The following is a 24,270-nucleotide window of genomic DNA, read 5'->3' on the forward strand; positions in this document are numbered from 1 at the left end:
GCGTAAATAGCGACTTATCAATTATAAAACTTGTAATACTTGCTCAATGTTTAAACGAGATTTTGGTAACTTGGCGTTGTAGTCTTCATCTGAATGATGATAACCAAATGCTAATGCAACTTCACACACATAACCGTCCAGCTCTTTAGCAAATATTTGGCCTAGCATTTCACTATCAACACCTTCCATTGGCGTAGAGTCGATACCAAGACGCGCTAGCGTATGCATAGTGTTACCTAATGCTAAATAGGTTTGTGACTTAGTCCAAGCCGCATTATTACCCGCTTCATCAGTGTTTAAATCTACAAATGCGTACCCACCAAATGCAGCTTCGCGATCTTCAGGCTTAGTACGGCCATCAATAATGCCTTGATCTACCACTTTGGCATAGTCTTCGCGGGTATACTTAGGGTTATATGCAAACAATATAGTATGTGAAGCCGTTTTAGCATGCGGTTGATTAAACTGAAACTTATTAGCATAAGAGTCATGTAAACGTTGCTTGGCTTCGTCACTTTCAATCACGATAAATTTCCATGGTTGAGAGTTAATTGATGACGGCGATAACACCATAGCGTCATAAATCACGGCTAAATCTTCTTTAGGCACGCGTTTAGTCGCATCATAGCGTTTGGCAGTGTAACGTTTTTCTAAATCAGCAATAATGGCATTGGTCATGTGATATCTCGATTTTAACAATCATTAAAAGGACTGGCAGTTAACGACATTGATTAATGCTGTTGATTAATATCATCGAGTAACTAACCTTGTTAGTCACAACCATTGGTCGTAAATAACATCTAAAACTCAAACTAAACTCAAACTAAACTCAAACTAAACTCAAACTAAACTCAAACTAAACTCAAACTAAACTCAAAAAAACAAAATACAAATTAACAATAAATACAATTAGTTAACAACACAGTTAACTTAGAAATTTCTTTGCATTACTATTGTGCTTAAAAACAATTTTTCAAGGTTTATAGCTCATTAAATTTATAGCTAACAAAAATGGCTTATCGCCATTTAATAGAGCAACCCATGCTGGCTGTTTGTTGTTTAGGCCCTTTGCCTATTGCAGCAATCATTTGCATGGCTTGTAGTAGTTCAGGTTCTCTGTTCGGCGCATCTTGCAAACGGGCATCATCTAAGCGGCCACGATATTGCAATTCACCGAAATGATTAAAACCAAAAAAGTCAGGAGTGCACACTGCACCATATTGCTTAGCCACTTGCTGATCTTCATCCACTAAATAAGCAAATTCAAAACCATGTTGCTTGGCAAAACGCAGCATATTTTGCGGCGAGTCGGCCTCAACATCATGATAATCATTAGACATGACCGCTAACACATTGATGCCTTCAGCCATTAATTGCTTTGTATCCGCAGTTAAACGCGTCGCAATGGTTTTAACATAAGGACAATGATTACAAATAAACATAATTAATAAGCCCTTTTCTCCTAAGTGCTCACTCATGGTAAAAGCATTACCATTGGCATCTTTCAAGGTGAAATCTGGGGCTTTCCAGCCATAATCGCAAATGGGTGTATCAAGTAGCATCAGTTTCCTTAAGCGTGTCGCTGTATGTCTATAGCCCTATTACAGCTCAATTCACTCAATATTCAAGGCTATCGGCGTTAATGTGGTTATGATATACAAAAGTTTAATCGCCATATACAGCATAATAATTGAAACATTATCAATTATTATTAGAAAATAAACTCACAAACAAAAATAGCCAACCTAAGTTAGCTATTTAGAGACTCTTTAAACACGATGGAATTACCCCTGAGAAACCACCGCCCGATAACCATCTTGGTTTTCATCTTGCACAAACTCAATATAATGCTGAATACTGTCTAGGCTATCTTCTTGATAATGCGAGACATACAACAATTGACTTAAGTGTTCTTTGGCAATGAGTTCAAGGGCATTTTTAATCAGTCGGCGTCCCAAATAATCCAAACCTTGATAAGGCTCATCGAGGATCAATAAGGTGGGTTGTTTCACTATGGCGCGAGCAATGAGTAATAAGCGTTGTTGGCCATATTCTAATTGTCGAAAAGCGGTTTTACTTAAATGGCCCATGTGTAAAATGGCCAACCATTCTGTAGCGACAGATATTTGTTGTGCCGTCGGTTTTTGATACAAACCAATAGAATCATAAAAACCAGAAACAATCACATCCAGTGCGCTACAGTTAACCCGATATTGCTGATGTAATGCCGAAGACACCATACCGATGTGTTTTTTAATTTCCCAAATACTTTCGCCAGACCCTCTTTTTTTGCCAAAAATATCAATGTCGTTGCTGTAACATTGTGGATGGTCGCCAAAAATAAGCCCAAGCAAAGTACTCTTACCGCAACCATTTGGCCCTTTTACTTGCCAATGCACGCCATTATCAATACGCCAGTTCACGCCCGAAAAAATCACTTTATCGCTGTAAGCCACTCGTCCATTGTTTAACTGAAAAACCGGGTTAGCAAATAATGGCTTGTGTCTGTGACGACGAATTAGCGCCAATATATCATCACTTTGTTGACCCGCTTGCGCCGTTAACTGGGCAATAACAGGATGGTTATCCCACTGTGATTTGGTCATCATAGTGTCTAATTTACCATGACTAAACATAGCAACATGTTCAATCCAATCTGGCATATCTTCTTCACGCGACACCACGACCAGTATCTGTTTGGTTTGAGATAATTGTTGTAAATATTTAGTCAGGGTCTGTCTGTGTGCAACATCAAGACCTGCATAAGGTTCGTCGAGCACTAAAAAAGGCACTTGGGTTGCTACTGCACGGGCAAGCATGACTCGGCGGCCTTCACCGGTAGACAATTGAGCAAAAGGACTTAAGCTTAAATGCGTTAAATCTAATTGCTGCAGCAATTGATGGGTTAAGTCATTGTCATGGCATTGATTAAAAACAACCCCAAACACGGTCGTTTTAGGATCGGTATATCCCAGTGACTCGCTGTCATCTTGCTGTAAAATAGCTTCAAGCAGTGATTGTTGCTCAAGCAATGACACCAATGCCACACAAGCTGGCGTGACACCGCTAATATCGCCACTATACGTTAAGGTTTGTGCATCAACTTGTTGGGTTAATAACTGACCAAGTAATGCACCGACATCACCTTCGGTGCTAAATACCCCCCAAGATTGTTGTGATTCAATCACCCAATCATCAATATCGATAGTGACACTCGATGAACAACACTGCAACTGCGTAAATCTGATTTCCATCTTGCCACTTATCCTAATATTTAACCTGAACTAGGTTTAATCAAGTCGATTTATCACTTGAGTGTCTCATAAGAGACTAAAAAAAATCGACAAAAAGCAGAACATTTTATGTTCTGCTTTTGGATGTCATTCAATTGAATCGCCAACTTGAATAAAACTAGTCGATAACGGTCATTTCATTCAACGTAAATTCATCAACAGCGCCTTGTGTTGCAGCCACAAAATCGGCTAAATGTTGATTTTCCATATGCACACGCCATAATTCACGGGTCTGCCAAGTCTCATAAAACATAAAGTGAGCAGAGTTATCATTGTCTCGGTGTAATTCATAGCTAATACACCCTTCTTCAGCGCGTGTAACGTCAATCAGCTTCAGTAACTCAGTTTTCACCAATTCAATTTTGTCCGCTTTGGCTTTAATATTGGCTACAATCGTTAAATGTGACATGTTGATTCCTGTTCGATAATATAAGTGTTCGATAATATAAGTATTTAACATTACTCAATAATATAATTTAAGGTCTGAATTAAAACCCTTCTAACACAATTTTACCAATCGCACGGCCAGCTTCTAACGCCTCATGTGCAGCACGAAGATTTGCAGCATTTATTGCGCCCATGTGCTGGCCTAACGTAGTTTGAATAAAACCTTGGTCGACAAGATCCGCTACTCGGTTAAGTAAACGTCCCTGCTCATCCATATCGACTGCGTTAAACATCGAACGAGCAAACATAAACTCCCAATGTAATGACAAACTCTTTAGCTTTAATTTAGTCACATCAAGCGCAACTGGATCGTCAATCATCGCAATCTTACCAAACGGTGCTAATAACTCTGTGTAACTATCAAAATAAGTATCGGTGCTGTTTAGGCTCGCAACATGAGTAACAGGGCCAATGTTTAATGCCGCTATTTGCGCAACAAGCGGTTTAGTGTGGTCGACAACATAGTCCGCACCCAATTTCTTAACCCACTCACTTGAGCTGGCACGTGATGCGGTACCAATAATGGTTGCACCCGTAATGGCTTTAGCCAATTGTACAAATATAGAACCCACACCACCCGCTGCGCCAACAACCAAAATCACTTCGTTTGATTTCTCTACAGCGCCAGGGCTTTGCTGCTTAATCGATAAATGTTCAAACAACAATTCCCATGCTGTTATCGCCGTTAAAGGTAGTGCAGCAGCTTCTGCATTCGATAAACTCTTAGGCTTCATGCCCACTAAGCGTTCATCTACTAACTGATATTCAGCGTTACTTCCTGTGCGAGTAATATCACCAGCATAGTACACCACATCACCCGGTTTAAATTGACTTGCCTTATCACCCGTTGCAATGACTTCGCCAACCGCGTCCCAACCAATCACTTTTACTTCACCGTCTGCCGGTGGCATGTTTAAGCGCACTTTATAATCGGCAGGGTTAACGGCGATGGCACTCACTTTAATCAATAAATCACGGCCTGTTGCAATGGGTTGATCCAATGTCACATCGATTAATGATTCTGGGTTCGAAATGTCAAGAGACTGTTTATATCCAATAGCTTTCATAAGATTGTTCCTGTGATATATAAAATAAGGTTGCTCAAACTTGATGAAGCCATATTAGCGCTTGTTTTATCTCCCATAAACAGCATAATAATTGAAACATTATCAATTAAAAATGGATAATCATGTTATTAGAAGACCTTTATGTGGTGCTTAAAGTCGCAGAGTTTCGCAGCATCACTGCCGCGGCAACCAATCTAGACATGCGCACCGCCACCGCTAGTGCTGCATTAAAACGCGTTGAAGCCAGTTTAGGCGTTGAACTTTTTATTCGCACCACCCGGCAACTTCGTTTATCGAGCGCTGGCGAAAAGTATATACCGCAGTGTGAGCAAGCCATGTTAATGCTGGAGCAAGCAAAGCAAAACATGAAAGGTGAGCTGGACATTATTGATGGTGACTTACGCTTAGCCATATCATCGGATCTGGGGCGTAATATTGTAATCCCTTGGCTTGATGAATTTATGGATACTCATTCAAAAGTGAGTTTGAGAGTCAGCATTAGTGATGCCAACGTTGACTTTTATCGCGACGCTGTCGATTTAGCTTTACGTTATGGTTCACCTAATGATGCTAATTTATACGGCTTTAAAATTTGTAATGTGCCAAGGCTCATTTGTGCATCACAAACTTACCTTGATAAATTTGGCACCCCAACACATCCACAAGAATTGGCAGAACATAATGCCCTGCTATATCAATTACAAAACTTAACTCACGACATCTGGGAGTTCACCCAAGCTGACAACAGTATTAAAGTAAAAGTATCCGGTGACCGGGTTGCCAATGATGCAGACTTAGTTAGACGTTGGTGCGTTAATGGCAAAGGAATATCAGCTAAGTCATGCTTAGACATGTCACATGACTTACTGACCAATAACCTAGTGAGGATAATGGCGGACTATCCCGTTAAATCCACTGAACTCTGGTTGGTATTTCCTAGCAGACAATCTATTACACCCGCAGCGCGATTACTGCGTGACATGCTTAAAGACAAAACTCGCAGTATTTTACTGCAACTAATAGAGAAAGGCATACTCGATAAAAGCGTGTTGGATTAAATGCTCGTTTTAAATGTTCAAACGCATACGGGTAAAATAGAATCCCGTGATGTTAATCCGGACTGAATAGAATCAATACATTATTGATAAGTTATCTGTATCACAATTAGCGGACAATAAATTAGCGCTAAATAAACTTCATTACTGTTGCACTTCATCAAGAATAGCTTTTAGTCGCAGGGCTATGTTGTAAACAGGCGTCAAACATAAGCTAAACATAGCCACTATCAATCGAACTCACAGGAGTTCGATTGAAAACCAATAAATTAATGTGTCGCTTTATCTCCCCAAATATCTTTTAACCTTTGGTCTCTGCCACAATTCCAGCGATAAGCATTATAGCGAATTGGGTTGTTCTTATAGTAATCCTGATGATAACTTTCATCGCCTTTTATAGGATAAAATGTAGACGCATTTAAAATTGGCGTGACCACTTTATTATTCGGAAACTGCTTTTCTACTTTTTTTTTAGACTGTTGGGCAATTTGTCGTTCGGTGTCGTTTGCCACGAAAATCGCACTTAAATAGCTAGAACCTTTATCGCAAAACTGTCCGCTTGCATCAAAAGGATCAATGTTGACCCAGTAATGTTCTAACAGCTCGGTGTAGCTCACTTTGCTAGGATCGTATGTTATTTCAACCGCTTCATAATGACCACTGTGGTTGCCATTATAGGTAGGGTCTTTGATGTTTCCGCCAGTAAACCCAGAGATCACATCGGTTACGCCATCAAGTTTTTCAAAATCTGACTCCATACACCAAAAGCATCCGCCAGCTAAAATGGTTTTATCTGCGGTGGCATTCGATGCATAAGACAATAAACTTGCTGCAAATATCGTTAACACTAGTGTGCTTTTCATAACACTCTCCTTTATTTTCCTAGGTTATTAGTATGTTTGTCTGTAAATATCTACTATATGAACTTAATGGTTTAAAAGTTCACAATGACATTTACAAAGTTCCTAATGGTGAGTTAAGGCAGCTATATTCCCGAAATACCTAGACTGCAATGCAAGTAACTCTTGCCAATTTAGCTTTTCGCTTTAGCCTTCTTTTTATACGATTTCTTAAAACTTCGTTTTGGTGCAGTACTGGCAACACCTTGTAATGCTGAGGGTAATTGACTCGATGCTTGAGTGATAAGACCATCTAATTGGCTCAACAATGGCTGCATAAAGGCATCGTACTTTAAGCGTTTTTGGCTGATAGCATCGAGGCTGTTTTCCCATAATGCGGTCATGTCGGGCGTGGTTGCTGATTCGGGTAAACTGCGGATTAAGCCAGTACCCACAGGGGTGGCCAATATCGATTTACCCTGGCGAATTAAATATCCGCGTTTAAACAGCAATTCAATAATTCCTGCACGTGTGGCCTCTGTGCCTAAGCCATCGGTTTCTTTAAGGATTTTTTTAATCTCGCTGTTTGTCACATAACGGCTAATGCCGGTCATTGCACCTAATAAAGTGGCATCGGTAAAATGCTTCGGCGCTTGGGTCATTTTCTGTAGTAATTCACCACGCTGACAATGCAAAATTTGACCTTTAACCAGTGGCGGTAAAGACTGTACCGCGTCTTCATTGTCGTCGTCGCTGCTAGTTGAATTAGAACTAGATTGATTTGCAGTGGCAGAACGTTTAAACAGTTGTTTCCAGCCTAAGGTTTTATCTTGACGTGCTTTAGTGGTAAATAACCCACCGGCAATGGTCACTTCAACTGCGGTTTCTGCATAGATATAAGCGGGATAGAACTGGGCTAAATATTGCCTTGCCACATGTTGATATAACTTGGCTTCATTGCTTGATAATGTCGATAAATTAGCCACCTTTTCAGTTGGCACTATCGCATGGTGAGCATCTACTTTAGTGTCATCCCACGCTTTAGATTTAAGTTTACTATTCGGAGACTCACAACCCTCAATTAAGCCTGAAGCGCCTTTGAGCACGGCGTCCAATACTTTTGGCGCCAAAGCATGCTGATCTTTAGGTAAATAGCGACTGTCTGAGCGCGGATAAGTAATCAATTTGTGGCGCTCATACAAACTTTGGCAAGTATCCAGTACTTCTTTCGCTGACAGGCCAAAACGTTTAGCTGCATCTATTTGCAGTGCCGATAAGCTGTAAGGTAATGGTGGGTTTTGGCGCTTATCTTTAGCTTCAATTTTAGTGACTTCCGCTGGTTTCCCATTGATACGGGCAACGACATTTTCGGCTAAACCTTTAGCTAATACTCGTCCGTCTTCATCCATATATGGCTGACATGCTTCGCTAGGTTGCCATTTGGCAGTAAAGGCTTGTTGTTGGTCGGTGAGTAAATGCGCTAAGACTTCATAAAAAGCTTTAGGTTTGAAATCGGCAATCTCATCATCGCGACGAACGACGAGCCCCAGCAAAGGTGTTTGCACTCTGCCAACCGACAACACACCTTGGTAACCCACTTTACGACCTTGAATCGTGTAGGCTCGGGTCATGTTCATGCCATATAGCCAATCAGCACGGCTGCGGGCCAATGCAGAAGTCGATAATGGAATAAACTCTCGGTTACTGCGTAATTGCCCTAATGCACGTTTTACCGCTTGTGGGTTTAAGTCACTGATTAACAAACGTTGAACTTGACTGAGTTTGTCTCCTTTTACACCCAGATAAGAAATCACTTCATCGACCAGCAACTGCCCTTCACGGTCTGGATCGCCAGCATTAATGATCGATGATGCTTGCTTGACCAATTTTCGTAACACCGTAAGTTGGCTGCGCGTTTTAGGTTTAGGTTGTAGCTTCCACGTTTGCGGCACGATGGGAAGGTGTTCGAGTTTCCACGACTTAAATGCATCGTCATAGGCATCGGGTTCGGCTTGCTCTAATAAATGGCCAATACACCATGAGACGCAATCACCATTAGCGGCTGTGATAAAGCCATCACCTTTTTTATGTGGTTTTGGCAGAACATCGGCAATAGCACGACCTAGACTGGGTTTTTCAGCAATATATAAAATCATAATCCACTGGTGGGTCGCTAATATTCAATGAAATGAACCGCGCCACTTAACTGTATAAATTTACAGTATAGATTAGCGTTAAATACGCCAAGCTGCAAATATGAAATAATTAACCACTTAGTCACTTAAATCATTACAATGCGCAAGTTCACTTTAAAACACGACAAACAGATGAAACTCGGCCACCGCTTAGCACATATCAACATGATGATCCCCAATGGTTACACTCATATTTGGGATTGCTGTTGCGACCATGGATTACTCGGCGCCGCGTTGCTTGACAGACATGCTGCCACGATTCATTTTGTCGACATTGTGCCAGCATTGATGCAGCAGTTAACCGCCAAGCTCGAACGTTTTTACCCACAGCAAAACCCACCAAAATGGCAAGTACATTGTGTTGATGTGTCAGCGATCCCTTTGGATCAAGATGAGCATACACCCTTAGTGATTATTGCCGGAGTGGGTGGAGATTTGGTGATCGAGTTTGTTAGGTCACTTTGCCAGCAATATTCGAACCGAAAAATCGATTTTATCTTGTGTCCAGTTCATCATCAATATGAGTTACGCCAACAACTTATCAAGCTTGATTGTGAATTAATTGACGAAAAACTGATTGAAGAAAACCGTCGTTTCTACGAAATCCTTTATATCAGACGTGATCCCAAACTCCCCGCGAATGTTGCTAATGATTCGCTTACAGACATTGACCCTATAGGCAGTGTAATTTGGCAAGCGAGTGATGCTGTACAGCAAGACATTGCTATGCGTTATTTAGCTAAAACGATTGCGCACTACAGTCGCATCAATCAATCTCGTTCAGGAAACACCTCTCAAGCACTAAAAGAGTATCAACAGGTAAACATCGCTTTAAAATAATGCCTAAAACGCTTCAATTGGCAGTCCATTTCTGGGTATATAAAGTATCAAGGACGCTACGCCGCAAATGACAAGGACGGACTTCGTCCTGCAATAAAGAGCTGGATTCCCGATCAGCTGCATCTCAGGAATGACGTAATTGCAGTATGACTACCCATGTAGTTTTCTATGTAAAATATCGTACTTTGGTTTTTTAGTAGAAGGCCGTGGATAGGTGTCATCATTTAAGGTTAACGTTGCTTCACCAAGGCTTATTGGGCCACCATTAAGCTGACTTTTCCATCTAACAAGATACTTAGCTGGAGGTAACTTAGGAAGATTAAAATAAAAAATAGTCCCAGGATCTTTTGGCACTTGAACATCTAAGTTAAGTAAATAACCATCATTATTTCTAATGACTATTGAATGCAAAGTCACACTACTTTCAAACGTTACCTTCAAAGATCGCGTAGGCTCGATAGTAAACTCAATCGTCACATCGCTATTCTTCGCAGAAAGCTCACTAGCATATATATTATTTGATACCAGCAAAGCGAAAAAGATCATGGTTAGGCAACGATAAACTCTCATTTCAATATCCTTTCTTATAACTAAATTTAATGAGCTGACCGCATGGTCCAAACACAGCAACGATTTCCTTTATCGACTTAGTACTTTTCTTTTGCGGCTAGCACAAAGTGCCTGTATGAATGATGGGTGTAATCCAATATCGACACGGATTATGTTTACAAACCGCAGACAAGGCACCTAATAACGCATCTTGATGATCCACAGGATGCATAATTTCAAACTTACAAAATTCCCTGTAGCCTTCAACTTGCTCTTTGATATTAAAATGGCTGTGTTCACGGCTAAAACCGCAAATATTACCTAGGCTAAAACCAGATAAAAACTCAAGCTCAATCAAGGTATCAACGATGTCGTCCTTAATATCATTTTGGGCGATCAGCACTAACAATTGCTCCGTGATCATTGACGTTTCTCCAGCCAGTAATAAAGGATTGGTAACAAATAAAGGGTTGTAATGGTTGATGTCAGCAAACCGCCAATAACAACAATGGCTAATGGCTTTTGGATTTCAGCACCAGGGCCCGATGCAAACACCAATGGCATCAAGCCAAACATGGCTGTCGTGGCGGTCATCAAAATAGGTCGTAAACGTCTTGCTGCACCTTGCTCGACTCGCGCCAATAAACTGCTAAAAATATGTTTGGTCTGCTCGTAATAACTCACCATCACCACACCGTTAAGTACTGCGACGCCGAGTAATGCAATAAAACCAACCGAAGCAGGCACAGATAAATACTCGCCCGAAACATACAAGCTCACGATCCCGCCCATCATAGCAAAGGGGACGTTAGCCAAAATCAAGCCCGCTTTAGCAAGCGAACCAAAAGTGGTAAACAAAATGAGAGTAATAAGCGCAATGGCGACGGGAATAACCAGTAATAAGTTATTAGTGGCACGTTGTTGATTTTCAAACTCGCCACCAAAACTGACACTGTAACCGCTAGGTAACTTAACCTCAGCGTCAATTTTCGCGTTGAGTTCTTCAACAAAACTGACTATGTCTCGGCCTTGCACGTTAGTCGTAATCACCGAGAAACGATCACCTTGTTCGCGTTCAATTAAAATAGGGCCTTCTTTGTAGGTTAATTTAGCGATATCGGTAAGGCGTTTTAATGAATGATCAGGCATTACCAACAACTGATTCTGCAGCTCATTAATACTACTCAACCCGCCTTGATTATTGGCGATCAATACTGGGGTACGCTTTTTACCTTGCAGCACTTCGGTCACAACAACACCTTCAAGTTGGCTTTTCAAATACCGCGAAAACTCCATGGTGCTCATGCCAAAGCCACGTGCCAGCTCATTATCTAGGGTTAAGTTAATAAATGGACTGCCCTCAATCATGGCCATTTTCACATCGATACTGCCACTGGTGTCACTGACAAGCTGCTCAATTTGGGCCGTTAATTGCCCAAGTGTATCAATATCGGTGCCAAAGACTTTGATGGCCACATCACCAATACTGCCAGTAAGCATTTCAGAGACGCGCATCTGAATAGGTTGAGTAAAATTAAAATTTACTCCAGGAAAATTAAGCAGTTCAGTGCGAATTGCATCAATCAGTTGCGTCTTGTCAGCAAAGCGCCACTCGTCTCGCGGTGCGAGTTCCAAAAATACATCGGTTTCATTTAGCCCCATAGGATCTAAACCAATTTCATCAGAACCGGTCCGCGCAACCATTTGTTTAATTTCTGGCACCTTTTCAAGCAAGGTAATTTGAATTTGCTTGTCGATAGCAATCGACGCCTCAAGCGAAATAGAAGGTGATTTTTCTAGCTGTAAAATAATATCGCCTTCATCCAATGTCGGCATAAAGGTTTTACCGACAAGACTAAATAGCCCTAAACTCACTACTAATAGCGTAAACGACACGATGATAAACGGCTTTTTATAGGTAAACGTCTTTTTTAAACTGCTCAAATAAGCCGCTTTTAGTTTCTCTATCGCTTTAGGCTCTTGTGCAGACTTTTCGTTAACCAGATAAGATGCAATGACCGGAATAACCGTAAGCGACAACACCAATGCCGATAACATGGCAAAGACAATCGTGACAGCCACGGGCGTAAATAATTTGCCCTCTAAGCCGGTTAATGTCAGTAAGGGAGAAAACACAATCATCACAATGACAGTGCCAGATACAACTGGAATAGCCACATCTTTAGTCGCACGATAAATAAGGTGTAAACGTGGCAAACGTTGCTTAGTCGCAATAAGATTGACCATGTTCTCAACCACTACCACAGATGAATCAACCAACATACCAATCGCGATGACTAAGCCACCTAGACTCATTAAATTTGCTGACAGATTAAATAAATCCATCATCAAAAACGTCATTAATGCCGCAAGAGGCAAAGACAATGACACAACTAAAGCGGCCCTGACATTACCTAAAAACAGCGCTAGTAATACAATCACTAACAACACGGCTTCAAATAACGCACTTGAAATGGTATCAATCGCGGTATTAATTAAATTAGCACGATCATAAAAAACGTTAAGCTCGCTGCCTTCAGGCAACGAAGTATTAATTTGCGCTAACTTTGCTTTAATATTGGTGACTACTTGGGCAGTATTGGCATCTTTAAGTGCAATAATTAAGGCTTCAGCCGCCTCTTCACCGTCTTTTGATACCGCGCCATAGCGGGCTAAATGGCCAATCTGTACGTCAGCTAAATCTATCAAGCGATAAACTTGCGCATCATCCGCCTTAATCACTAACTGTTTTAGTTCATCAATATCATCGACTCGCCCTTCTGAACGCGCAATAATGGTATCAGTACCAATGGTTAATTTACCGGCACCTTCATTATGATTATTGTCAGTAATCGCCTGTTGCAGATCTGCAAAACTGACGCCAGCGGCAGCCATGGCAGAAGGATTAGGACTAACACTAAAACTTTTGGCATAGCCACCTAAAATATTCACATCCGCCACACCAGCAACGGTACGCAGCAAGGGTCTGACTTCCCATTCCAGCAACTGCCGACGTTCCATTAACGATAAGTTAGGGTTTTCAAGTGTAAACATAAAGATTTCACTTAACGGCGTACTCATCGGTGCTACACCACCAGAGACACCTTCAGGAAAACTGTCCCATACCGCCGCTAGTCGCTCGCTGACCTGCTGCCTAGCCCAATAGATATCAGTTCCTTCAGTAAAATCTAAGGTAATATCACTAATGGCATACTTAGTAGTGGAGCGTAAAATGGCTTGATTTGGGATCCCTAAAAGCTCTGTTTCAACCGGTACAGTAATTTGCGCTTCAATTTCTTCAGGCGTCATACCCGGTGCTTTTAAAATAATCTTCACTTGCGTAGGCGAAATATCAGGAAAGGCATCAAGAGGAATATTAAACCAGGCACGAGTACCCGCTAACATTAAAATCAACGCTACGATCAACACAAACAAGCGCTGAGTTAGTGAAAAACGAATCACAGAAGCGAGCATATTATTCGCCTCCTAAACCAAGCAGTATACCTTTCACTGCCGCGACAGATTGAGACAACACTTTAATTTGACTCAAATCTTGATCACTCGCGACAATATAATCATCTGCAGTAGAGCCTAATACATCGATACTCAATGAAGACAATGTTTGGTCTTTTTGGGTAAAAATCTGGCTATCTTGTTGCCAAGTGAACACACTAATTTTAGGCACCAAATACACGGCTTTTTGATATTCAGGTATCACAGTAATTTGTTGCCCTAAGAGTAAATTGCACGTTTGTGGTACAGGGGTAGACCAAGCAGTTAAAAATACCCCATCAGCAATTGCAGACACTTCATCAATGGCAATATGACATTGATTAATGTTCACCGCAGATAACGAGGTTGACTGACTCATAGGCACACTGACTTTCACCCGAATACTATCGGTAGGAATAAGCGAGAATAATTGCACCCCAGCACTGTAGGGGCTATTGAGATAATTAAGATTAACAATGCCCGCCACAGGAGCCATGACCACCAGCGATTCAGTATTTGCATCAATGCTTTGCACCATCTCCATAAAGTGCTGCATGTGTTCGTATTCAAGGTGAGCACTAAAGTAATCTTGGCTGATCTCGCGCCACTTATCTGAGCCAATGCTGCCATTTTTTAATAAAGGCAGATTACGGTCATAACGCTGTTTAGCTAGGTCGTATAGGCTTTTGGCCGCCTCTATTTGAGCTAAAAAATGAAACACTTCTGGTCCAGTTAATCTGACAATGGCTTGGTCTTTGGTGACAACTTGCCCCTGCCCCACTAAAAACGTCACTTGCTGAATATTTTCAGGCGTCATAACCCAATAATCGTTACCGGGTAAACGGGCTATTTGTGCAGGAAGAGGACTACCTTCATAACTGGCCACTTTTTTAGGCGACATATAACTCACGTCTAAGTGACCTAACTCGCTAAGAGATATGGTTTCAGCACGAACAAACGCCGATGATAAACCGATTGTGATACATAAAAGGCTGGTGCCAAATTTGGCCATCATAATGAAATCCCTAAAGCTTGCAGTTGCTGAGAATGAAGTTGTTGCTGGGCCACTTGGTTAAGTGCTAAACGTGATTCAGTATCCAATGCATCCATGTAGCGGCGTAACCAAATTTCATAACCCATTTGGTTTTGGTCTTTTACCTTGGCCAAATCTTCAGTGATGGTGCGACTCAGTGATACCCCTCGTTGTAACAAGGCCTGCTGTTTTCTGAGATTATGCTGCTGTAATAACAGCTTTTGTGATTGATTTTTGAGTTCCAGATAAAGTCTTTCGCTATTGATGCGTTGATCTTGATAATCTTTCTGCCAAACCGACAGCTCACGTTGAGATAAAGCAGAGCCAAAACCGAGTGGAATACTGATCCCAACACCTAAATGTTGGTCGTTAGAGAGATCACCAGCCGTTTCCTTTGCGGTTAATGACACAGTCCACGGATCTTGTTCACCCGCTTGCTGGCTTGTCATCATGACGTCTTGAAACTGTTGTTGCAGCGACTGTAATTGCCACAAAGGATGCTGCATCAATACCACATCAGCACCATGAATAGATTGCACGTCTAATTCAGCCATATTATGGCCACTTTCTTCTATATTTTCGGGGATCTCACTCAAACCAGTGAGTGATTGAAATAATGCCATTGCTTCATCTTGTTGCTGTTTTAGTTCAATCTGCGCTAAATCAATATCCACGCGTTCACGATCTAATAGCAATAAATTGACTTTAGGAAACTCACCCGCTGCAGACAGTTGTTTTTGCTGCACATGTAACTGTTCTAATAGTGATGCTTTACGTTGCAGTTGGTTAGACTTAACTAAAGCGATGCGAAAATCCCACATGCTTTGTCTAAGCAAACCAGATAAATATAATTTTTGAAGTGCCACCTGTTGCTCAAGCAGAGAGCTTGTTAACCGTTTTAATTTGTTATCGCTTTGGTGCAAACTAAAAGATTTAATGGGTAAGTTAAGTGATACTTCTTGTTCATAAATGTTACTATTATCCAGATCGCCTAGGTAACTTAAACTAATGCTCGGTAAGCCCGTCAACCAAGTCGAACTGCTCAATTGTACTGAGCGGTTATCGTTGAGTGGCATGGCATTAAAGGTGGTCTTGTTTAATCGCGTTTGACTTAACTGCAACAGTGGTGACAGGTCATTGCTTGTAGCGCCATAGCTATAAGAGCTAATCGCTAGCGCAATAATAAGACATATTTTGATACTAAACTTCACGGCAGACATATGTGATTTCACTAACCCAAAAGATATAGTTAGACTATTATCTTTAGGTAGAGAACACATGGGGAGTATGTATCATAAATGTCGCTATGGTACATATGTACCATAATGTAAACTCATGATTTTAATGCGTAATCATTTACCCTTTTTAGTTTTATTTACGTAACACACTCATTTTTGGACAGCTGTCATGAGAAAAGATGTATTCATTATTATACTGCTACTGCTAATCACCTTATTTAAGTTGTTCGACATATTTGCCGATTTTCAACTGGACATTCCCGCTTGGCACATTGCCCAAGAAGCCATGCTGGTATTGTTAACGATTGCAGCGAGTATTTTTTTAGGTTATGACCTGATCCGCAGTTCTCGCCAAGTCAAAGCACTCAAATCGAAACTTAAAAAAGCGGATAAAGAAATCGATCACATGTCAGCACAAATGCGATCAGCAAGACAAGAATATAGCGTAACAATCGCAACACAATTCGATGCATGGCAGTTTACAAAAAGTGAACAACAAGTCGCTTTATTACTGTTGAAAGGCCTCAGCTTTAAAGAAATTGCCGAGGTACGACTCACCAAAGAAAAAACGGTCCGCCAACAAGCATCAACAATTTACAGCAAGGCACAAGTTGACGGCCGCCACACCCTATGCGCCTGGTTTATGGAAGATTTTATTCAAGAGTAATACTCACTAAGCCCAAAAAATATATAGGTCCCGGCTTAAAAATATTACAGGGTGAATAACGTAGTAGTCAGGATCATTATTTTAGCTTTTGCCCTTCGTCTTCATTATCCGCACATGCTTAGATCCCGGCTTAAATACCTTATTGGGAGGGATCCATTTTTGACTTTTGACTTTTGACTTTTGACTTTTGACTTTTGATTTTTGATTTTTGACTTTTGACTTTTGACTTTTGACTTTTGACTTAATGATTTAATGATTTAAACCCATAAAAAAACCAGCATTTTCATGCTGGATTTTTGTTGTTAACAAATATTGCTAACAAGGCCGGTTAACTTATGGATGACACTCGTTGTGCATTTCTAAGTTAGTACCAATGTCTTTTGAGCGATTGGCTTTAGCATCATCATTACGTAATTGCGTTAAATGATCCAAGTAAGCTTGGTCAACGTCGTTGGTAATATAATGACCGTCGAACACAGATGTTTCGAAACGCTTAATCTCTGGATTTTCCATTCTTACCGCTTCAATTAAGTCGCTTAAGTCTTGGAAAATAATACCATCGGCACCAATGATTTTGGCAATTTCGTCAGCATCACGACCATGAGCGATAAGCTCATTAGACGTCGGCATATCAATACCATACACATTCGGGAAACGAATTTCAGGTGCAGCTGAAGCAAAATACACTTTCTTTGCACCGGCTTCACGCGCCATTTCAATGATCTGTTCAGACGTAGTACCACGTACAATCGAATCATCAACCAATAATACGTTTTTACCTTTAAACTCGGTATTAATCGCATTCAGTTTACGACGTACAGATTTTTTACGCTCTAGCTGACCAGGCATAATAAATGTACGACCAATATAACGATTTTTCACAAACCCTTGGCGGTACGGTAAATCCATGCAACGTGCAATTTCTAATGCGATATCACACGATGTCTCAGGAATAGGAATAACAACATCAATGTCGTGATCTTCCCATTCTTTCTTAATTTTTTCGCCTAACTTAGCGCCCATGTTTACACGGCTTGCATAAACAGACACTTTATCAATGCTCGAATCGGGACGTGCAAAATACACGAATTCGAAAATACATGGCGCATAGCTTGGGTCTGCTGCACATTGACGGGTAAACAATTGTCCATCAAGTGAAATATAAACAGCCTCACCAGGTGCTACGTCACGCATCACTTCAAAACCAACAGCGTCTAAAGCAACACTTTCAGAAGCAACCATGTACTCAGTACCCGTTGCGGTTTCGTGTTTACCCAATACCAAAGGACGAATACCAAATGGGTCACGAAATGCCACTAAACCTTGGCCAATAATCATCGCAACTACCGCGTAAGCACCACGAGTTTGTGCATGCACTTTAGCAACTGCATCAAACACTTCATCGGCACTTAAGGTTAAACTGCGCGTTTCTTGTAACTCATCGGCTAACAGATTTAACAAGATTTCTGAGTCTGAGGTGGTGTTAACATGACGACGCTTTGTGACTAAGCTTGCAGCCAGTTCAATCGTATTAGTCAAGTTACCGTTGTGTGCTAACGAAATACCAAATGGCGAGTTAACATAAAACGGTTGTGCCTCTGATGCACTCGAGCTGCCAGCGGTAGGATAACGAACATGTCCAATACCGGCATTGCCTTGTAAACGCTGCATATGTTTAGGTTCAAACACATCTTTGACTAAGCCGTTTGCTTTACGTAAACGAAACGCATTCATGTCAACCGTCACAATACCTGCTGCGTCTTGACCACGATGTTGGAGCACAGTCAGCGCATCATAAATGGTCTGATTAACTGTTGATTTTCCTACTATTCCGACGATACCACACATGGGTAAGGTTCCTCACTGTAAAGTGTTTTATGTTTATATTTTGGGTACAAAGCTAGAGGTATTTTCAAGGTAGTTAAAAAACCACTGAATAACCACGCCAAATTCAGGTACAAGAACAGAGTCCTGCCACCATTTAGTGTCAGGGAATGCCGTAAAAGCATCCATAAAAAACAGTAATGCACTAACGATTAACGCGCCACGAATGGCACCAAAACACAGGCCTAAAACACGGTCTGTGCCCGATAATCCGGTTTTAGCCACTAACTGGCCTAATAAATAATTAACGAGTGCCCCTATGATCAGGGTAATGATAAAAAGAATAGCAATCGCCACACCATTTCTAACTAACTCGTCCTGCATTTGGGTTAAATGAGCTGCAAGATCAAGATAAAACTGGCTAGCGATAAAGAAAGCGGCAAACCAAACCACAAGAGACATGGCTTCTTTGGCAAATCCGCGGATCAAACTAATAATAGTTGATAACCCGATGACAATAATTATTGCGTAATCAATCCAAACCATGGAGATGGGGATCCGGTATAGGGTTCAAGACGGCGGGATTCTAACAGAGACAGAGATGTTTCTCACCTCTGATTGCACAAATTATTCTTGCGTGATTAAGAACAATCAAATTGTAAATATTAATCACGCATGCAAAATACCGTCTGAAGAGGTTATTGTTCCTGTGGATTATAGGCTACGATTTTGCCTTTTAATCCGGTTAATTTGAATATAGGTTGCTGACGAGCTTTAAGTTTTTCTTCTGAAACTTCAGGGCCAACAAACACTCGGGTTAGTTTCCCTTCAACGGGTACTTTAGGCAGTGTGTAAGCGTTAAACCCCGCTTTTCGCAGTTGAGTAATCAACGCTTTTACATTGGTAATATTATTAAACCCGCCTAACTGCAATGTAAAACCAGCAGTAATAGGTGATTTCACTTTATTTGCAACCTGGGTTTCAGGCTTTTTAACTGCCACTGCTACTGTAACTGGAGCTGGAGCTGGCGGCTTAACGGCTTGGCTGACTTCTTTGGTCGGCTCTTTGTTCGGTTCAGCTCCCCCTAATGCAACGATATCGTTACTGAGATCTTGTGGTTCAGCAATCGTTAACACTTGGAATTCTTCTACTGGTTCTGCGGTATTGTCAGAATTAACTTTATTGGAAGCACTTGGCTGAGTTTGACGTAAAGGAATTTCAGTGAACTCCTCAACCACTTGCGTTTTTTTACCGTCTAATAAGTCGGGTAAAAAAATCACGCCTAAGGCCACTAATACGATGGTACCCACCAAACGATTTTGAAATTGACGATTCAAAGCTAATTCCCTTTTTTAACCAAATGACGTTAATGATGGCTTGTACAACCGACGTCGGACATAAATAGTGTTTATAAAGATTTAAAGCCTGCAACAGTATAAAAAGAACCGAAGACAATAACCACATCATCGGCATTTACCGTAGTTTGTATGGCTTGCCATGCGCTAGCGATGTCAGCAAACTCACTAACATACTCACGACTACTGTCATTGGGCAATGCTTGACGCAATACTTGTGCTGATGCGCCTCGTGGATTATCTAAACTCACCAAGTTCCAATGGCTAATTTGTTGATCTAATGTCGCCAATACTGACTTAATGTCTTTATCTTTAAGCATGCCACACAAGGCTACAATACGCCGACCTTGGTACGCCTGTAATTGTTGTGCTAAATATCTGGCTGCATGGGGATTATGCGCAACATCTAATAGTACTAATGGTTGCTGACTCACCTGCTCTAGTCGTCCAGCCAGTTGAGCTTGTTGTAATCCTCGATTAATGTGCTGTTGGCTTATTTGCGGCCAAATATGGCTTAGCAGCGCAACAACACTTGCAGCGTTAGCTAACGGTAACCTTGGCACCGTTAAGCCAGTATATGACTGCTGCGCAGATTCAAAGTGCCATAATGCTGGTTGAGTCTGATCTTTATGGTAATCAAACTCATGCCCAACACGATAAAGAGTTGTACGGAGTTGATTAGCATATTCAGTGACGCTCAACGGTAAATCTGGCTCACCGATAATAGCAACACAATCTGAGCGAAACACGCCAGCTTTTTCTCTGCCAACCAGTTCGCGGGTATCGCCTAAATATTCTTGATGATCAAGATCGATAGAGGTCAAAATAGTGGCAGTGGAATCGATAATATTGGTTGCATCCAATCGCCCACCTAAACCCACTTCAAGAATGATCACATCGACTTTAGCAGCTTTAAACAAATATAAACCTGCTAAGGTGGCATATTCAAAAAAGGTTAATGAAATATCACCTCGCGCCGTCTCTATCGCACAAAAAGCTTCGATAAGGGAGTCATCACTGGCATCTTGTTGATTTATTTGTACCCGTTCATTGTAATGCAGCAAATGAGGCGAGCTATACACGCCGACAGACAAATCAGCTTGACGTAAAATCGAAGCAAGCATAGCGCAGGTTGTGCCTTTGCCATTGGTACCGGCTACGGTAATGACTTTCGCTGGCGCTAAATCAAGCACATTTAATTTCTCGGCAACAGCGCTGACTCGAGTTAAGCCCATGTCAATTTCGCTAGGATGAATTGCCAGCAAATAATCCAGCCATTGAGCTAAGCTTGACTGTTGATTGGGTACAGTAATTTCAGACACGATTGACATAATTCAATACCATTTAACTTATTCAAACCTTACTCGGCGCTGCGAATACAGAACATGGGTTTTACATTTCAATAAAGATAACTTAGCTAACTTAAATAACATAGATAGCTTAAAGGGCTTAATCGAGCATAAACAATGGACCCAGCGCTAACTTAGGCAATTGATATTGTTCAGGGTAAGTCACATCGACCAAATACAATCCATTCGGTTTAGCAGTAGGTGCCGCTAGCTTACGATTTTTCAGGGCAAACAATTCTGTTATCCACTCTATAGGTTGATTACCTAAGCCGATTTGCAGTAATGAACCAACAATATTACGCACCATATGATGTAAAAATGCATTAGCTTGAATATCGACCATCACATACATGCCTTGGCGAGTCACATTGACTTGATGCACGTTTCGAAACGGCGTTTTAGATTGACAATGCAATGCTCTAAAACTGGTAAAATCGTGTTCGCCAACAAAAAGCTGTGCCGCTTTATGCATCAAGGTTTCATCAATATCACCGTGATAATGGCTCACTCCGGCACTTAAAATACCCGGGCGCAGTTTATGATTATAAATCACATAGCGGTAACGTCTGGCTGTCGCACTGTAACGAGCATGAAAACTGTCATCGACTTCTTTTGCCCAGCGTATCGCCACACTGTCTGGTAAATTAGCATTAACGCCCTGTGTCCACGCCGTCATTGGACGTTGAACATCGGTGTCAAAATGAACCACCTGCCCGGTACCGTGTACACCAGTATCTGTTCTTCCGGCACACAAAACGGTTATAGGTTCATTAGCCACATAACTTAACGCTTTTTCAATCTGGGCTTGCACTGAATCGACCTCGAGTTGGCGCTGCCACCCACAAAAACCACTACCATCATATTCAACACCTAACGCGACCCGCATGCCTATATCCTCTACTCAATAATGGCGCGCAGTTTATCACAAAAAAACGGCGCATGTATCTGCGCCGTTTGCTTTTATGTGGTTAACATAAGCCTATTTCTTTACCTATGCAGGCAAAAAATTATCGGCTTAACTGACACTTTTTAGTAAATTTTTGGCTTCTAATTGCTGACGTTCATTACCGTCCATTTGCACTTCTTTTAATAACGCTCGGGCACTGTCTTGATCTTCAATCTCAATATACGCCCTGGCTAAATCAAGTTTTGCATTAACGGAGTTTTCTTCATCATCAACATCAACCATATTCGGATTGCCCATTAATGAACTTGCAGAGCCCATATCAACATTAACGTCTTTATACTGATCGGTTTTATCGTCATCTTCATCAGCATCGTTCAACAGTTTATCAATGTCGATATAACCGTTTTCACGCTCAAAACGCATTAAGTCATCGTCACTGGCTTTATATTCTGTTGATTGGCTTCGTTCTTTTTGATCGAGTGCAGCCAATGCTTCATCAACAGTTAAGTTGTCATCGCTAAGGATATACTCATCTTCTGAGGTAAAGTCATCATCGTTGTCATCATTGAGTGATTGTGAAAATGCAGCCAGTAGATCATCGTCACTCACATCTGCTTCATCGACTTCTATCTCGTCAGCGGCTGACTCGGCAGCTTTAAGTAAATCGCTTTCCCAATCTAAAAGTTCAGGTTTTGGTTTACTTGATTTTAGGTCATTAAAGAAGCCTGAATCTTTATTTATTTTACTTTTCGCACTAGACGAAGCAGCCTCTTCATCATCCATTTGTGCTAACAAGGCATCAAGACCATCATCCGTTTCTGATGTAGGAGCTTGTGCAGCTGTAGAATCATGATCTAACTTAATATCATTACTGCTCGTTGACGCTAACGCGGCTTCAAGTTCAGCATCTAACCAGCTGTTATCTTCGTCATCGCTGTCTGCTGCTTTATCAGCATCCGCTTCAGGCTCAATATACTTGTTCGTTTCAATATCAGCAGTATCATCTGTGTTAGTTAAATCGGTATCATTAAGATATTCATCAAACTCATCGAATAATGCGTTATCGTCGATGCTTTCATTGTCAGGCTGAGTGTTGTCAACCTGCGGAGCACTGCCATACTGTGGGTTTTCAGTGTCATTTTCTGATGGAGTATCGTCTTTTATATCTTCTTTAAAGCTTGCCAATAAAGTATTAATGTCATCATCGAGGGACTCATCATCAGATATTGATTCTTCATCGGAAATATCATCATCTAATTCAGCAGCTATCTGTGCTTGGACGGCAGCCTTTTCCTGAATGTCGGCATCTGACTCAATCACTGGCTCGTTAAGACTCGCTAATAATGCATCGATGTCATCATCACTGGTTTCATTATCATCAATAAAATCTACGACATCCTCATCATTTAACTCTGCAGCAATTTGCGCCGCTAAATCATCACTATCGGAAGTTTGCTGTTCACCGGTTGACAGTTCATCACTTTTTTCGTCAAACACTGATTCAATAACAGGTTCATTCAAGCTAGACAGCAATGCATCAATGTCATCATCACTCGACTCTATATCTTGGATATCTTCGTTAGTATCATCTTGCAACTCAGCTGCAATTAACGCGGCTATGTCATCATCGTTGTCAATTGAATCACGGTTTAGCGGCTGAAGGTCTGTATCCCCATCATCTGTTGAGCTATCTGTTGAGCTATCTTCTTCGTTCTCATCCTTGGTTGCAGATAAGCCGGCTAGGAGTTGATCTATATCTTCATCCGTTGCAGTAGGAGCATCAACATCAGTTTGTTCCGAATCAGGCTCTGATAGTAATAAATCTAGGTCCTCTTCCGCGTTTGTTTCAGCTGATTTTACCGGTGTTTCGGCAGCCACATCATCTGGCTCTGCAGGCATATCAAACTCAGCTAACAATGCATCGATATCGTCATCCGCTTTTGCTTCAGCTGATTTTACCGGTGTTTCGGCGGCCACATCATCTGGCTCTGCAGGCATATCGAACTCAGCTAACAATGCATCGATATCGTCATCCGCTTTTGCTTCAGCTGATTTTACCGGTGTTTCGGCAGCCACATCATCTGGCTCTGCAGGCATATCAAACTCAGCTAACAATGCAT

Annotated in this window: 21 protein-coding genes; 3 read left to right on the top strand and 18 right to left on the bottom strand. The window is 41.3% G+C overall.

Features of this window, described 5'->3' with window-relative positions:
* Positions 1-21: 21 nt before the first annotated feature.
* From AAEY99_RS14830 to AAEY99_RS14850, 5 genes are all read right to left on the bottom strand, one after another.
* Positions 22-678 (bottom strand): nitroreductase family protein, encoded by a 657-nt coding sequence (locus tag AAEY99_RS14830; RefSeq protein WP_350979453.1) that lies wholly within the window; start codon positions 676-678, stop codon positions 22-24.
* A gap of 338 nt (positions 679-1,016) precedes the next feature.
* Positions 1,017-1,562 carry a thioredoxin family protein gene (locus AAEY99_RS14835; RefSeq protein WP_351010996.1) on the bottom strand — a complete coding sequence of 182 codons (546 nt, stop codon included), beginning with the start codon at positions 1,560-1,562 and terminating at the stop codon, positions 1,017-1,019.
* Between the two features lie 222 nt (positions 1,563-1,784).
* Positions 1,785-3,254 (bottom strand): ATP-binding cassette domain-containing protein, encoded by a 1,470-nt coding sequence (locus AAEY99_RS14840; RefSeq protein ID WP_351010997.1) that lies wholly within the window; start codon positions 3,252-3,254, stop codon positions 1,785-1,787.
* 157 nt (positions 3,255-3,411) lie between these two features.
* The gene (locus AAEY99_RS14845; protein WP_182744989.1) at positions 3,412-3,702 is read right to left on the bottom strand and encodes a putative quinol monooxygenase; all 291 of its coding nucleotides are present in this window, start codon (positions 3,700-3,702) and stop codon (positions 3,412-3,414) included.
* 79 nt (positions 3,703-3,781) lie between these two features.
* The gene (locus tag AAEY99_RS14850) at positions 3,782-4,807 is read right to left on the bottom strand and encodes a zinc-binding alcohol dehydrogenase family protein (protein WP_351010998.1); all 1,026 of its coding nucleotides are present in this window, start codon (positions 4,805-4,807) and stop codon (positions 3,782-3,784) included.
* 122 nt (positions 4,808-4,929) lie between these two features.
* On the opposite strand from AAEY99_RS14850, the gene AAEY99_RS14855 reads away from it, so the two are divergent.
* Positions 4,930-5,865: a LysR family transcriptional regulator gene (locus AAEY99_RS14855; protein WP_182744990.1), complete on the top strand. Its 936-nt coding sequence runs from the start codon at positions 4,930-4,932 to the stop codon at positions 5,863-5,865.
* Between the two features lie 266 nt (positions 5,866-6,131).
* Here AAEY99_RS14855 and msrA read toward each other — a convergent pair whose 3' ends face one another.
* Both msrA and AAEY99_RS14865 read right to left on the bottom strand, forming a co-directional pair.
* Positions 6,132-6,725, bottom strand: coding sequence for a peptide-methionine (S)-S-oxide reductase MsrA (gene msrA / locus AAEY99_RS14860; RefSeq protein WP_351011000.1), 594 nt, complete (start codon positions 6,723-6,725; stop codon positions 6,132-6,134).
* 170 nt (positions 6,726-6,895) lie between these two features.
* Positions 6,896-8,857 (bottom strand): DNA topoisomerase III, encoded by a 1,962-nt coding sequence (locus AAEY99_RS14865; RefSeq protein WP_182744992.1) that lies wholly within the window; start codon positions 8,855-8,857, stop codon positions 6,896-6,898.
* 171 nt (positions 8,858-9,028) lie between these two features.
* On the opposite strand from AAEY99_RS14865, the gene AAEY99_RS14870 reads away from it, so the two are divergent.
* Entirely contained in the window at positions 9,029-9,736 is a 708-nt protein-coding gene (locus AAEY99_RS14870) for a tRNA (adenine(22)-N(1))-methyltransferase (RefSeq protein ID WP_351011002.1), read from the top strand.
* A 150-nt stretch (positions 9,737-9,886) separates the two neighbouring features.
* On the opposite strand, the gene AAEY99_RS14875 is transcribed toward AAEY99_RS14870, so the two are convergent.
* From AAEY99_RS14875 to AAEY99_RS14895, 5 genes are all read right to left on the bottom strand, one after another.
* Positions 9,887-10,306 carry a hypothetical protein gene (locus tag AAEY99_RS14875; protein ID WP_351011004.1) on the bottom strand — a complete coding sequence of 140 codons (420 nt, stop codon included), beginning with the start codon at positions 10,304-10,306 and terminating at the stop codon, positions 9,887-9,889.
* Positions 10,307-10,403: 97 nt separating this feature from the next.
* Entirely contained in the window at positions 10,404-10,709 is a 306-nt protein-coding gene (locus AAEY99_RS14880; protein ID WP_101086726.1) for a DUF3240 family protein, read from the bottom strand.
* Complete coding sequence (locus tag AAEY99_RS14885; protein ID WP_351011005.1) at positions 10,706-13,759, bottom strand: efflux RND transporter permease subunit; 3,054 nt, start codon at positions 13,757-13,759, stop codon at positions 10,706-10,708. Before AAEY99_RS14885 ends, AAEY99_RS14880 begins: the two co-directional genes overlap by 4 nt.
* Position 13,760: 1 nt before the next feature.
* Positions 13,761-14,792 (bottom strand): efflux RND transporter periplasmic adaptor subunit, encoded by a 1,032-nt coding sequence (locus AAEY99_RS14890; protein ID WP_351011007.1) that lies wholly within the window; start codon positions 14,790-14,792, stop codon positions 13,761-13,763.
* Positions 14,789-16,030 carry a metal transporter gene (locus tag AAEY99_RS14895; protein ID WP_335691465.1) on the bottom strand — a complete coding sequence of 414 codons (1,242 nt, stop codon included), beginning with the start codon at positions 16,028-16,030 and terminating at the stop codon, positions 14,789-14,791. Before AAEY99_RS14895 ends, AAEY99_RS14890 begins: the two co-directional genes overlap by 4 nt.
* 187 nt (positions 16,031-16,217) lie before the next feature.
* Between AAEY99_RS14895 and AAEY99_RS14900 the strand changes: the two genes are divergently transcribed.
* Positions 16,218-16,715, top strand: coding sequence for a helix-turn-helix transcriptional regulator (locus AAEY99_RS14900; RefSeq protein WP_162023441.1), 498 nt, complete (start codon positions 16,218-16,220; stop codon positions 16,713-16,715).
* Between the two features lie 333 nt (positions 16,716-17,048).
* Here AAEY99_RS14900 and purF read toward each other — a convergent pair whose 3' ends face one another.
* The 6 genes from purF to AAEY99_RS14930 all read right to left on the bottom strand — a co-directional run.
* The gene (purF, locus tag AAEY99_RS14905; RefSeq protein WP_011636872.1) at positions 17,049-18,563 is read right to left on the bottom strand and encodes an amidophosphoribosyltransferase; all 1,515 of its coding nucleotides are present in this window, start codon (positions 18,561-18,563) and stop codon (positions 17,049-17,051) included.
* A gap of 33 nt (positions 18,564-18,596) precedes the next feature.
* Positions 18,597-19,085, bottom strand: coding sequence for a CvpA family protein (locus AAEY99_RS14910; RefSeq protein WP_101086721.1), 489 nt, complete (start codon positions 19,083-19,085; stop codon positions 18,597-18,599).
* A gap of 152 nt (positions 19,086-19,237) precedes the next feature.
* The gene (locus tag AAEY99_RS14915) at positions 19,238-19,876 is read right to left on the bottom strand and encodes an SPOR domain-containing protein (protein ID WP_351011009.1); all 639 of its coding nucleotides are present in this window, start codon (positions 19,874-19,876) and stop codon (positions 19,238-19,240) included.
* Between the two features lie 71 nt (positions 19,877-19,947).
* Positions 19,948-21,225 (bottom strand): bifunctional tetrahydrofolate synthase/dihydrofolate synthase, encoded by a 1,278-nt coding sequence (gene folC / locus AAEY99_RS14920; RefSeq protein WP_351011011.1) that lies wholly within the window; start codon positions 21,223-21,225, stop codon positions 19,948-19,950.
* Between the two features lie 118 nt (positions 21,226-21,343).
* Positions 21,344-22,129, bottom strand: coding sequence for a tRNA pseudouridine(38-40) synthase TruA (gene truA, locus AAEY99_RS14925; RefSeq protein WP_101086718.1), 786 nt, complete (start codon positions 22,127-22,129; stop codon positions 21,344-21,346).
* 129 nt (positions 22,130-22,258) lie between these two features.
* Positions 22,259-24,270 (bottom strand): FimV/HubP family polar landmark protein (locus AAEY99_RS14930; RefSeq protein WP_351011013.1); only part of this gene is annotated, 2,012 nt, incomplete at its 5' end.

This window comes from Shewanella sp. S1-58-MNA-CIBAN-0166 (assembly GCF_040310085.1).
Classification (GTDB): Bacteria; Pseudomonadota; Gammaproteobacteria; order Enterobacterales; family Shewanellaceae; genus Shewanella.